The organism is Thioclava sp. GXIMD4215 (assembly GCF_045291555.1).
GTDB classification, from domain to species: Bacteria; Pseudomonadota; Alphaproteobacteria; order Rhodobacterales; family Rhodobacteraceae; genus Thioclava; species Thioclava litoralis.
On record NZ_CP149516.1, the window covers coordinates 383,494 to 395,454 of the forward strand.

At 61.2% G+C, this 11,961-nt stretch carries 10 protein-coding genes; 3 read left to right on the forward strand and 7 right to left on the reverse strand.

Features of this window, described 5'->3' with window-relative positions:
- Nucleotides 1–2 precede the first annotated feature (2 nt).
- From WDB86_RS16150 to WDB86_RS16170, 5 genes are all read right to left on the reverse strand, one after another.
- Nucleotides 3–752, reverse strand: coding sequence for a sulfotransferase family 2 domain-containing protein (locus WDB86_RS16150; protein WP_330647087.1), 750 nt, complete (start codon nt 750–752; stop codon nt 3–5).
- On the reverse strand, nt 733–1,602 hold the full coding sequence (gene rfbD, locus WDB86_RS16155) for a dTDP-4-dehydrorhamnose reductase (RefSeq protein WP_341485752.1): 870 nt from the start codon (nt 1,600–1,602) through the stop codon (nt 733–735). The genes WDB86_RS16150 and rfbD overlap by 20 nt, the downstream gene beginning before the upstream one ends.
- On the reverse strand, nt 1,599–2,681 hold the full coding sequence (gene rfbB, locus WDB86_RS16160; RefSeq protein ID WP_341485753.1) for a dTDP-glucose 4,6-dehydratase: 1,083 nt from the start codon (nt 2,679–2,681) through the stop codon (nt 1,599–1,601). Before rfbB ends, rfbD begins: the two co-directional genes overlap by 4 nt.
- A gap of 4 nt (nt 2,682–2,685) precedes the next feature.
- Nucleotides 2,686–3,243: a dTDP-4-dehydrorhamnose 3,5-epimerase gene (gene rfbC, locus WDB86_RS16165; RefSeq protein WP_330647084.1), complete on the reverse strand. Its 558-nt coding sequence runs from the start codon at nt 3,241–3,243 to the stop codon at nt 2,686–2,688.
- 282 nt (nt 3,244–3,525) lie between these two features.
- Nucleotides 3,526–5,631 carry a TonB-dependent siderophore receptor gene (locus WDB86_RS16170; RefSeq protein ID WP_341485754.1) on the reverse strand — a complete coding sequence of 702 codons (2,106 nt, stop codon included), beginning with the start codon at nt 5,629–5,631 and terminating at the stop codon, nt 3,526–3,528.
- 153 nt (nt 5,632–5,784) lie between these two features.
- Between WDB86_RS16170 and WDB86_RS16175 the strand changes: the two genes are divergently transcribed.
- Complete coding sequence (locus tag WDB86_RS16175; protein ID WP_341485755.1) at nt 5,785–6,753, forward strand: helix-turn-helix domain-containing protein; 969 nt, start codon at nt 5,785–5,787, stop codon at nt 6,751–6,753.
- Between the two features lie 504 nt (nt 6,754–7,257).
- Complete coding sequence (locus WDB86_RS16180) at nt 7,258–7,713, forward strand: hypothetical protein (RefSeq protein ID WP_341485756.1); 456 nt, start codon at nt 7,258–7,260, stop codon at nt 7,711–7,713.
- A gap of 59 nt (nt 7,714–7,772) precedes the next feature.
- Here the strand turns inward: WDB86_RS16180 and WDB86_RS16185 are convergent, their stop codons facing one another.
- Both WDB86_RS16185 and WDB86_RS16190 read right to left on the reverse strand, forming a co-directional pair.
- The gene (locus WDB86_RS16185) at nt 7,773–8,633 is read right to left on the reverse strand and encodes an asparaginase domain-containing protein (RefSeq protein WP_341485757.1); all 861 of its coding nucleotides are present in this window, start codon (nt 8,631–8,633) and stop codon (nt 7,773–7,775) included.
- Nucleotides 8,634–8,699: 66 nt separating this feature from the next.
- Nucleotides 8,700–10,583 (reverse strand): sigma-54-dependent Fis family transcriptional regulator, encoded by a 1,884-nt coding sequence (locus WDB86_RS16190; RefSeq protein ID WP_341485758.1) that lies wholly within the window; start codon nt 10,581–10,583, stop codon nt 8,700–8,702.
- A 255-nt stretch (nt 10,584–10,838) separates the two neighbouring features.
- Between WDB86_RS16190 and WDB86_RS16195 the strand changes: the two genes are divergently transcribed.
- Nucleotides 10,839–11,912, forward strand: coding sequence for a 2,3-butanediol dehydrogenase (locus WDB86_RS16195; protein ID WP_341485759.1), 1,074 nt, complete (start codon nt 10,839–10,841; stop codon nt 11,910–11,912).
- Nucleotides 11,913–11,961: the final 49 nt, after the last annotated feature.

Consider the following 11,961-nt stretch of genomic DNA (forward strand, 5'->3'; position numbering starts at 1 on the left):
ATCTAGATATATTTCCGGCGATAGGCGCGGGTGACTTTGCGGCCTTTCACCATTGCATAAAGCGTGTGTTTTACGGGCGCGGGGCGGTAAAGCGTCGCAAATTCGAACCCGCCGATCGGATGTTGATAGCCAAAGCGCACATAGTCTTTGTGATAGAGCCGCGTGATGCGGGCCATATCCGCTTTGCTCGGTGCGATCCGGTCCTGCAGGGTCGGGCATTCTGCCGATTTCTGCGCATGGGGCACCTGCCCTGCGACCCCGCCAAGATGGGTTTGCAACCAGTCCACAACAGGCTCCATGCCCTCTTCAAGGCGGAACACTGTGGCTTCATGCGGCAGGAAATCCGACTGGGGGCGCAGATGGTTGTCCATCACATAGGGGTCGCGCCGGTAGGCGGCCTCCATTACCGCCAGCCAGACCGAAAAGCCGCGCTGTGTCAGGCGCTTCATATGGGGGAAGCTGCGCGCCTGAAACCGGTATTCCGATATCGCCCGTTGCAAAGGGTCACGTACCAGACCGAAAACAAGATCGGGCTTGGTGTCGAACAAGGTGCGGGCATCGGCCCAGACCAGATGCTGCTCCGAGCAGGGAAACTTGCGGGGGAGACCCGCCGCCTTACGCCCCAACCAGTCGGGGTCGTAAAGCGAGAGCGGGCCATAATGCTGCTGCAGATAGTCCTCGACCGACGTGCCGCCGGTCTTGGGGACATGCGCGAAAAAGACAGAAGTGCTGTCAGTTTGCAGAAGCGGCATCAACCCCTCTCAGCGCGTGCAGAACCTCCGCCAGATCGGCCTTCCAGTCGGGGCGGGAAATCCCGAAAGCGTCAAACGTCGTGGCGCAATCCATCCGGCTATTGGCGGGGCGTTTGGCAGGCGTCGGGAAGGCCGTCGTGGGGATATCCTCGACCGCGGTCGCGCGCCCTGCCTGCGCGAAGATCTCGCGCGCGAAACCGGCCCAGCTTGTATCGGGCGCGCCCGAGAAATGGTAGATCCCCGCTTTCGACGGGTCTTCGGCAAGCTGGCTTGCGATGCGGACACAGGCCTTGGCAATCGCCCGCGCCGAGGTCGGGCCGCCGATCTGGTCGGCCACCACGGTCAGCTTGTCACGGGTTTCCGACAGGCGCAGCATCGTCTTCACGAAGTTATTGCCATGCGCGGAAAACACCCAAGAGGTGCGCAGCACGGCATAGGCCCCGCCCGCCAGCGCGATCCCTTGTTCGCCCTTCAGCTTGGTCCGGCCATAGGCCCCCAGAGGTGCGGTCATATCCGTGGGTTTGAACGGCGTCTCGCCCTGCCCGTCAAAGACGTAATCCGTCGAGATATGCACAAAGGGAATGCCAAACCCGGCGCAGGCCTGCGCCATAGCGGCGGGCGCGGCGCCATTGATCGCCTCGGCCAGATCCTCTTCGCTTTCCGCCTTATCCACCGCCGTATAGGCGGCCGCATTGATCACGGCCTCGGGCTTGGCCGCCGTGATGGCGGCAGCGCAGGCTTCGGGGTCAGACAGATCAGCCTCGGCACGCGACAGAAACTGCGCCTCGGGCAGAAGCGATTTCAGCTCGGTCGCGACTTGGCCGGTGGAACCGAAAACGAGGATGCTCATGCCGTTTCCTTTTTTGCCTCGCCAGACTGGGCCTCGCCCGTGCCCAGACGGACACCAACGCCCGCCCGCGCTTGCAGCGGTTTCCACCAGGCCTCATTGGCCAGATACCAGTCAACGGTGCGCTCAAGCCCTTCCTCGACCGTCACCGAGGGACGCCAGCCCAGCTCGTTGCGGATGCGGGTCGGATCAATCGCATAGCGCGCATCATGGCCGGGGCGGTCGGTCACAAAGGTGATCTGATCGGCATAGGACCCGCTGGCCTTCGGGCGCTTCTGGTCAAGGATCGCGCAGAGCGTCTTCACCAGTTCCAGATTGGTGCGCTCGTTCTCGCCGCCGATATTATAGCTGCGGCCCAGTTCGCCTTTTTCCACCACCAGCAGCAGCGCATCGGCGTGATCCTCGACATAGAGCCAGTCGCGGATATTGTCGCCCTTACCGTAGATCGGCAGGTTCTTACCGGCCAGTGCGTTCAGGATCACCACGGGGATCAGCTTCTCGGGGAAGTGGAAGGGGCCGTAATTGTTGGAGCAGTTGGTCAGCACCACCGGCAGGCCATAGGTCTCGTGCCATGCGCGCACCAGATGGTCCGAGGACGCTTTCGAGGCCGAATAGGGCGAGCGCGGATCATAGGGCGTGTCTTCGGTGAATTTGATCGCAGGGTCATTGGGCAGCGAGCCAAAGACCTCATCGGTTGAGATATGGTGGAAGCGGAAGGCTTCGGGCTTGCCCTGCGCGACCCAATAGCTGCGCGCGGCCTCCAGCATATTATAGGTGCCGGTGATATTGGTTTCGATGAAATCGCCCGGCCCGTCGATCGACCGGTCCACATGGGATTCAGCGGCCAGATGCATCACCGCATCAGGCTTATGCTTGGCAAAAACCGCATCCAGAGCGGCGCGATCACGGATATCGGCCTTCTCGAAGGCATAATTCGGACTGCCAGCGCATTCGGCCACATTCTCGAGGCAGGCCGCATAGGTCAACGCGTCGACGTTCACCACGCTATGGCCCCGCGCCATCGCCAGACGCACAACAGCCGAACCGATAAATCCGGCACCGCCGGTAACAAGAAGTTTCATAGGATCAGGCCTCGAAGGTGAAAGGGGTGTCGAATGCGGAAAGCGGCTGCGCCTTCTCGTCTTTTTCGGAAATGATCGGGGTAATATCGGCAATCGGCCAGTCGATGCCACAGCTGTCCCATTTCACCGCGCCATCGCATTCGGGCGCGTAATGGTCGGTGCATTTATAGCAGATCTCGGCATCATCCGTCAGCGTCATGAACCCATGCAGGAAGCCCGCCGGAATCCATAGCTGCTTGCCATTCTCGAAGGACAGCTCAAAGCCCACCCATTGACCATAGGTCGGGCTGCCCTTGCGTACATCCACCGCCACATCAAAGATCGACCCGCGGCCACAGCGCACCAGTTTGCCCTGCGCATGCGGCGGCGACTGGAAATGCAGCCCGCGCACCGTGCCCTTCTCGCGCGAGAGCGAGTGGTTGTCCTGCACGAATTCCGGCAGGTTCACCCCTTCGGCTTCAAGCTTCTTCTTGTTCCAGCTTTCAGAGAAAAAACCGCGATGGTCACCAAAACGCGGGGGCGTAATGAGGATAACGCCCGGAAGGGAGGTGTGTTCAATCATAGACCCTTAGCCCACATGTTCTTTATTTTGCGCCAGCTTCGGCTTTCCAACGGCCCAAGACAAGGCCATCCGGCGGTAAAAACCGATTTTCTCGCCAGTTGACAGCATTTTTTTGCTTATCCGTCACGTCAAAATGCCCGGAGGTCCGGCCCGAAAAACGGAATTAGTGCGGGGGGTTGGCCTGTCGAGGAAAATATCCATGCACGTCATGATTGAATTTTGCGCAAAAGATAACCCCCGCCAATCGGCGGGGGTTTGCAGCCGGATCGGGCCGGATGCGGATCAGAAGGTCTTGGTCAGCGAGACGTTGAAGGTGCGCGGTTCGCCGCGGAAGTTGAACACCGTGGTGCTGCCCACGCGCGAATAATATTCTTTGTCGAAGAGGTTATCGACGCCCATGCGCAAAGTCAGGTCATCATTGAAGGTTTTGACCGCCATCAGATCGACCACCCCGTAACCCGGTGCCTCGATCCCCTTGGAAGAGAAACCGCTCATCATGGTCAGGCGGCCCCCGAGGCTCCAATCGGCCATCACGCCGTCCTTGAAGTCATACATGGCCTGAAGCTTGAACATGTGCTTGGGCGTATAGGTCGAGAAATCCTCGCCCTTCGAGCTGCCGTTGAGATATTCGGTCTCGGTATAGGTATAGCCTGCCGAGAGGTGCAGATTTTCGCGCAACTCGCCCGACACCGTCAGCTCGACGCCTTTGGATTCGACCTCTTCCTCGGCTTTGTAGTAATCGGTGCCGGTGATCGCGACAGGACGGTTCGCCTCGCGCAGGTTGAAATAGGCCGCCGTGACATCCAGACCATAGGCAAGCCGCGCCTTGACGCCCAGCTCGTATTGGCGCCCGTCGACGGGATCAAGCAGATCGCCATCCGTGTCCCGCGACGATTGCGGAATGAAGATCTCGGAATAGCTGGCATAGAGCGAGGCATCGGGCGTCAGCTCGTAGGTGGCACCGGCAAACGGTGTCACATGGGCATCGACGTCATAATCTGCCGTCGAGACCGCGCCGCTGGACAGCGTCGTGGTGTCGACCGTGCCGTCATACCAGCTCAGGCGCGCGCCACCGATCACGGTCAGCTTGTCCATCGGCTTGAGCCGTAGCTGCGAATAGAGCCCCGTGGAAGTGGTCTCCGAGTCCGCGCGGGTCGAATAGCTATAGCTCGGCTTGGCCACCGACGCGCCATCGAAATCGTTCAGGTTCCAGCTGCCCGAGATCGATCCGCGGGCGGTGTAGGTGGTGCTTGTGACCTTCTGCCAATCGGCCCCGACAATCGCGTTGCCTTCCATCTGGCCCAGTTGGAAGGGCAGATCCGCATGGATGTCCAGCGCGAGGCTGTCCTGACTGAAATCGCGGCCCAGATAGGCGATCGAAGAGATGTTGTTATCGGCATCGGCGGTCGATCCGGCATAGCCGTAGAGGAAATTGGCATCCTGCCACGATTTGCGCATCGAGAATTTGATGCGCCCGCCATTATCGAGGAAATGCTCGCCCGCCACCACGGCATCGGTGGTTTCGTTGTCGAAATCGTTCCAGTCGGGCATCACGCCCGCCTCGACATCCGTCCAGATCAGCGAGCCATCCGCATAGGTGGGCAGACCGTTGAACGGCGCGATATCGCGCTCCATATGGCTGAGCGAGAAAGTCAGTTTGGTATTCGGGTCCACATCCCACGCGACGGTGCCGTAATAGGACTGCACCCCGTTCGAGCCACCGTCGATAAACGTATCGCCATCGCCATAGGCGGCCACAAAGCGCCCGCGCAGCGTGCCGTCCTTATTGAGTGCCGAGGACATATCGACTTCCGCGCGGACTTGCCCGTTGCTATCGGCCGAAGTCGTGGCATAGCCGGTAAACTCGGTGGCGGTGGCCTGTTTGAGACGCATATTGATCGAGCCTGCCGGTTCGCCGGTGCTGATGAACAGGCCCGACGGTCCTTTGAGGACCTCGACGTGATCGACAATCGACAGATCCGGCTGGGTGCCGTAGATCGAGCTGACCGGCGCGGGGAGGCCGTCGAAATAGAGATAGTCGAATTCGTAGCCGCGCGAATAGATCGACGACCGCCCGACATCATTATTGAGGATCATGATGCCTGCCACATCCGACAGCGCCTCTTCCAGCGCCGTGTAGCCGCCATCCTCGATCTGCTTATGGGTGACGACCGAGGTCGATTGCGGCACCTCGCGCGGGCTCATCGCCGCCTTCTCCCCCACCGAGATCAGATCGGTCGCATAGCTATCGGAGCCTTCGGTCTCGTAGCTCGACCCTTCGACAACGATCTCGTCCAGTGCGACCGCATCTTGCGCGAATGCCGGTGCGGCAAGGGCGGTGGAGGCCAGCAGGCACAGTTTCAACGTGGTACGTCCAGCAGGTGACATGGCACTATCCCTTAATAACCGAGTATTTTTATCGACCATTAGAGCTGGATCTGGTATCTGGCCAGTATCCGGCCTGTGCCATACGGCCATATATCTTCGTCAAAGCGCCAATCGGCTGGCGTTCCCGCAAAGGATCAGACCTTGGAGGTCCAGATGGATATCAGCCTGAATGACATCGCCACGGGGCTACGGGGGGATGTGACGGATTTCGGCGCAAGCCTGCCCGTCTCCGACATCGTGCTGCGCGGCGGACGTCGGCGGATTGCGCTGCCCTCGGGCCTCAACGTGCAGCTACAGGATACGGTCAGCGCGAAAGATTTCGTCACCTTCCTGACCCGTCCGGCCAATCTGTTGCTGCATCTCATTCTGGAGGGGCAGGTCGAGGGCAGGCTCGGGCCGCGCAGCGAGCGTTTCGGGCCGATGCCGGGCCAGCCTGCGCAACTGCATCTGAGCGCGCTTGGTCAGCCGACGGCCTTCCGCCGCAATATCACGGCAGGCAACCATGTGCGCAAAGTGTCGGTGCTGGTCCCGTGGAACTGGCTGGAGGCGCGCGGGGTGGCGATGCAATCGATCCTTCAGGGCCAAGCCCATCTGCGGGCAAGCTGGACGGCGACCATGCCCGACGTGTTACGGGCCGAAGCCCTGCTGCAACGCCATCGGCAGACGCCCTTCTGTCAGATCGAAGCGGAAGCGCTCGCCCTGTCCATGTTGCAGACGATGCTGGTGGGGCTGATGGGAGCGGAGCCGGAGATCAGCCGGACGGATCAGGAACGGCTGAGCCGGATCGAGGCGCAGGCCTTGATCGCGGGGGGGCTGCCTTCGTCCGAGGCTCTGGCCGAAAGCGCGGGCATGAGCGTGTCCTCCATGCGCCGGTTGTTCCGGCGCCTGCGCGGCATGTCGGTGCATGGGCGGTTGCGCCAGATCCGGCTGGAACGGGCGGGCCATGCCCTGCATGCGGGAGCTTCGGTGGCCAGCGCGGCACGGCAGGCGGGCTACGAAACGCCGGAAGCTTTCGCAACGGCCTTCCGGCTGGCAATGGGCATGCCCCCGTCGGAGTATCGCAAAGGCGCAGCCGGTTTGGTCTCCGCCCCTGCCCCCGACGCAGACCTGGCGCAGGACTGACACAGGACGAACGGGCCAGAGATTTTTCTGGCGGAGCTTTATGCAGGCTCGGAGACCTCGCACCCTGTTCTGTCAGGCGCCTCTGGCTCTTGTCGCTTGGACCTGCCACTGCGCGCCATCTGTGACGTGATCCTGCCCGTTTTGTAAAATTCCTTCCGGCAGAATGGTCATTTTAAGATCACCTTCATTCCATTGAGCAAAGCTGGGTGTCCTGTGCAGCTTCATTCGATGTCCCGTAATGGTTTCTCGTTCAAAACGTCGTCCCGATTTTATCCGCCGTTTGGCTGTGTCTCGGCAAAGGGCCTGCCCCGAACCGGTCGGCAAGATCCGGTCGGCAAGATCAGGTCGGGCATCCGTATTCCTTTATACGACAGCGGATGCTGCCCCTATGCGCGCGGTCGGGTCGGTCCCGATCCGCCTGATCCGCACCGATCTGCCTATCGCCGCATCATGGGCGGCAGGAGGCACCAACCCCAATCCATGCCAGAACCGGAGGAGGATCACATGGCTTTACGGACACATATCGACCGTGTTTCATCGCAGATCATCGAGAATTTCGAGGCGATCGAACATCATTTCCTGAGCGCTAAGCTCAAGGACAAGAAACTGATGAACGTGCTTCTGGAGCGGCTGATTGCCTCGGGGTCGCTATGTGCGACATTTCCGGCGGGCACCCTGTTCGAGACGCAGGACGAGCGGGATTGCCTTTACGGGCTGTATGACGATATCCGGCATATTCTCTGTCTGCGCTCGCGCGCGCGGACGGAGCCGCAATCGGTCACGTTCAAATTCCGTCCGGTCGGCGTGGATATCGTGATCATACTCGATCCGCAAGCCAGCGATTTTGTGGACGGGATGACCTTTGTCCTGCGGGCGGCGGTGGATGATTTCGAAGATCTCACCCATGTCGTGCATTGCGATAAAGGCATGACGCCGCGCCTGTTCTTCGACGAGGCGTAACGCTGCAAAACCGCCCGTTCGGTCGTCAGGTTCAGGCCGTCAGGTTCAGGCCGTCAGGTTCAGGCCGCAGAGGCCGCGAGCAAAAGCCGCACAAAGGCCAGTTCGACCGTTTCGGTGCCGCCATTGGTGACACCGCTTTGCCAGAAGCTGGCACCTGCCGCGTAAAGCCCCGGTGCCAGCCCGCCCTGCACGCATTGGCTGACGACACGCACCGGAAGGCCGCGTGCGACGGCCTCGGCCACAGCGGTCACAAGTGCCGGATCCTCGGGAAAGGTCCCTGCCCCGTAGATGCGCAAGACGACCCCGTCGAAACAGCCCAGCAGTGCCGTCAGTGCCTGTCCCGACAGTCCCGGCGTCAGGGTGAGCACGCCGATCTGCGGCCCTGTGCCGAACCGCGCGCCGGTGGCGCGAGGGGCTGACGGGGCCTGCGGCACTGACACAAAGGCGGCGCGGGCGTGACTGTCGGTCTTTGTCACCCCTTCGGCCTCAAGGATCTGGCCATTCACGGCCACCCGTACACCCGCCCGCCCCGAAAGCAGATACTCCAGCGCCTGCGCGAGGCTTTCTTCGGCATCGGCATTCTGGCCCAGCGGCTGCATGGCGGCGCACAGGACCACCGCGCGTTCGGGGGCGATCACCTGCGACAGGGCTGCGGCGCTAAAGCCCAGCGTATCGGTGCCATGTGTGATCAGCACGGGTCCGTCATGTTCGGCAATCAGATCGGCCAGCCGGTTCCAGTCCGCGGGGCGGATATTGGCACTGTCGATCAGCGGGTCGAAGGTCACGACATCCAGTGCGGTGCCCTGTGGCAGCGCCGCCCGCAGATGCTGTTCAACGACACCCGCACCGGGCACAAGCCCCTGTTCGGAAGGCACCATGCCGATGGTGCCGCCAGTATCGATGAGACGCAATATCTGCATGACGCTCTCCGCTTGGAATTTCTTGCTCCCGCATCTGGCAGGCAAAGCGGCATTTGACAACATGCTTTAGCGGCGTTTGATCCCGTAACGCTGCATCTGCCGGTGGATTGTCGAGCGGTTTACCCCCAGCCGTCGCGCGGTTTCGGAGATATTGCCGCCGGTCTGTTGCAGGATATGGTTGAGGAGCGCCGCGTGGCCGTGCTCTTTCGAGGCTGCGTCCTGAACATAATCGCGGGCCAGATCGGCCAGCTGCAGCCCTTGTCGGGGCAAAGCACCGTTTTCCACCAGACGGTCAGCGCTGTGACGGGCGAAATCATGCAACTCCAGCAGGTTGCCCGCCCATTCTTGCTGCGTGATCCAGCTGGCAGCCTCTGCGCCGAGCGTCACTGGCTGGGTGAATGCCTCGGAAAGTGCGGTTTCGGCCAGCCAGACCAGATCCTGCCGGTCGCGCAGGGCGGGCAGGTCCAGCACCGTGCCGCGCAGCGCGAAATACAGGTCGCGGCGCAGGCGCCCCTCGGCCACGGCCTGTTGTGCCGGCATGCCAAGCGAGGCGAAGATCCGCATATTGGCTTTTTGCGCCCGCACCGCCCCGATCGGACGCCATGCCCCTTCCGAGATCAGTGCCAGAAGCCGTGCCTGTGCGCGAGGGGGCAGCTCTTCGAGCTTGTCCAGAAACAGCGCGCCCCCTTGTGCCTCGTCGATCATGCCGGGCTCTGTCAGGCCACGGGTTTCGCGCCCGAAAATTGTGGCCTCTTCCTCGGCCAGAAATTCGCCACAGCGCAGGGTGACAAAGGGGCCACCGATGCCCGCCTCGTGGATGGCGCGGGCGAGATGGCGTTTGCCACTGCCCATCGGGCCGGTCAGCAAAACCGCCCCCTGCCCGTTGACCAGACCGGCGGCCTGCGTGATCACGCGCGCCATCACCGGATCATTCTGCGCCAGATCCCGCAACCCCTGCGGCACCGCAGGCAGGCTTGTGCCGCGATAGGCCGTCACCCGCCGCACAGGCTCGCGTCGGGGTTCGATCGCATGCGCAAAAAGCCTGTACCCGTTACGGGTCTCCACATTGCGTTCACGGGCCGGACTATGGCGGGTCAGCGCCTCGATCCCGTTCAGATCCAGATTGAAACTGTCGGAAATCGGGCGCCCCAAGAGCAGATCGGGGCGCCGCCAGTCGCAGCCCAGAGCCGCCGCCATCACCCGTGCCGCGCCATGCGTCATGCCGGTCACCCGCCCCGACGCATCCAGCCGGATCGCCGCTTCGGGATCGGTGTCCAGAAATTCGGCGCTGGTGCCAAGGCGTAACACCCAGTCGCGGCGGCTCTCGGCCATGATATTGGCCATTTCAATCCGGCGCGCGGTTTGTTTGACAAGGTTGAGCGCCAGATACTGGCTGGCCCGCGGGCGCGGCGAGGACAGAAGCGAGATGTCGAGCACCGCGCTCAGCCGTCCCGACAGGTCGTGGATCGGGGCGGCTGTGCAACTCAGCCCGCTATGGGTGCTGTCGAAATGGTCGCTCTGATGGACGATGATCGGCTCGCCGCCCTCGATACAGGCCCCCAAGGCACAGGTGCCCGCCCGCGCCTCCGACCATTCCGCGCCCAGATAAAGGCCCGAATGCTGCAGATCGGCCTTGCGCTGGTCCTGCCCCAGAAACTCCACCGTGACACCGGCCGCATCGGCCAGAAGCAGCACATAATCCTGTTCGGCCACCAGTTTATAAAGCTGTTCGATCCCCGAGCGCGCGATAGAGATCAGATCGCCCGAACGTTCCCGATGCTGGCGCAGGATGCGGCTGGGAACGATATAGGCTTCGGAGCGGCGGGCCGGATCGAGTTTGTGCTCTTGCAGGCAGCGCCGCCAGCTTGCGGCCACGGCAGGATCGCGCCCGACGGCCCCCCCGTTCGAGACAGCCTCGATTTCGCGGATATGTTCGCTTACCCTGTGCATGCCGTCCCCTTCCAAGGCCCTCGCGGCCAAGAAAGCCTAATCGACAATGGCTTGGCTGGAAACGGGGTCGTCTGCATGGTGCAGCATTCATGCGGCATCGCAGCATAGCTGTTGCAACCAGATGCAACAGGTGCGGCAGGGAGTGCAACAGGTCAAATTAGCAAGCCATTGAAAACCTTACTCAAGATAAGTCGGGCTATTTTGTCGCAGACAAGCGCGCATCATGAGAGCCGTAAGTGAGAAGGAGAAGCGTCAATGAAAGCGCTACGTTTCCACGCGGCAAAAGATCTGCGTGTCGAAGATATCGAAGATGTTGCCAAACCCGGTCCGGGCCAAGTGGCGGTGAAGAATCGTTTTGCGGGCATCTGCGGGACCGATTTGCACGAATATGTGGCGGGACCGATCTTTGTGCCCTCCGAGCCGCATCCCTTCACAAAGGCGGTTCTGCCTCAAGTGCTGGGCCATGAATTTGGCGGCACGGTGACGGCTGTAGGCGAGGGTGTGACGCATGTGAAGGTGGGAGATCGTATTTCGTGTCAACCGCTCGTGATGCCGCGCTCGGGAGATTACTTTGCCGATCGCGGGTTGTTCCATCTTTCAGAAGATCTGGCGCTTGTCGGTCTGTCTTGGAATGGCGGTGGCTTCTCGGAAGCGGTTGTCATCAACGACTATAATGCGGTGAAAATTCCCGATACGATGTCGGATGAAGAGGCCGCATTGGTTGAACCGACTGCTGTGGCGGTCTACGCGGCAGAGCGTGGCGAAATCACGGCGGGGGATAGCGTGCTTGTGACAGGTGCTGGTCCTATCGGGATGCTGTCACTTTTGGCTGCCAAAGCCTATGGGGCAACCAAAGTGTTTCTGTCGGATGTCAACGAGACTCGCCTGAAAATGGCGAAAGAAATCCTGCCGGAGGTGATTACTCTCAATCCGATGAAGGATGATGTTGTCGCGCGTATCCGTGAGGCGACCGAAGGTGGTGTGGGCTGTGATAAGGTGATCGAAGCTTCGGGTAACGAAGCGGCGCTTAATACCGGGCTGCAAGCCGTGCGCAAGCAGGGCACTATCGTTCAGGTCGGCTTGCATACAAAAGACAGCAAACTGCACTGGCATGATGTAACGTTCAAGGATGTCGATGTGCGCGGGGCATGGGCCTATCCTACCTATTACTGGCCCAAGGTTATTGACCTGATTGCCACTGGTGCAATTCCGGCCAGCAAGATTGTCACCAAGAAAATCAAGCTCGATGATGCCGTCAAGGAAGGCTTTGACGCGCTGCTTGATCCGGCTGGCAACCACCTCAAGATCCTGATCGATCTGGAGGCCTAATTCACTGCGGCGGCGGTTTTTTGCGGGGGCACGGGGTTTGAGGAGGCTC

Excerpts from the sequence above, each read along its gene's own strand:
- WDB86_RS16150 (WP_330647087.1), bottom strand. The coding sequence starts at position 752 with ATGCCGCTTCTGCAAACTGACAGCACTTCTGTCTTTTTCGCGCATGTC.
- rfbD (WP_341485752.1), bottom strand. The coding sequence starts at position 1,602 with ATGAGCATCCTCGTTTTCGGTTCCACCGGCCAAGTCGCGACCGAGCTG.
- rfbB (WP_341485753.1), bottom strand. The coding sequence starts at position 2,681 with ATGAAACTTCTTGTTACCGGCGGTGCCGGATTTATCGGTTCGGCTGTT.
- rfbC (WP_330647084.1), bottom strand. The coding sequence starts at position 3,243 with ATGATTGAACACACCTCCCTTCCGGGCGTTATCCTCATTACGCCCCCG.
- WDB86_RS16170 (WP_341485754.1), bottom strand. The coding sequence starts at position 5,631 with ATGTCACCTGCTGGACGTACCACGTTGAAACTGTGCCTGCTGGCCTCC.
- WDB86_RS16175 (WP_341485755.1), top strand. The coding sequence starts at position 5,785 with ATGGATATCAGCCTGAATGACATCGCCACGGGGCTACGGGGGGATGTG.
- WDB86_RS16180 (WP_341485756.1), top strand. The coding sequence starts at position 7,258 with ATGGCTTTACGGACACATATCGACCGTGTTTCATCGCAGATCATCGAG.
- WDB86_RS16185 (WP_341485757.1), bottom strand. The coding sequence starts at position 8,633 with ATGCAGATATTGCGTCTCATCGATACTGGCGGCACCATCGGCATGGTG.
- WDB86_RS16190 (WP_341485758.1), bottom strand. The coding sequence starts at position 10,583 with ATGCACAGGGTAAGCGAACATATCCGCGAAATCGAGGCTGTCTCGAAC.
- WDB86_RS16195 (WP_341485759.1), top strand. The coding sequence starts at position 10,839 with ATGAAAGCGCTACGTTTCCACGCGGCAAAAGATCTGCGTGTCGAAGAT.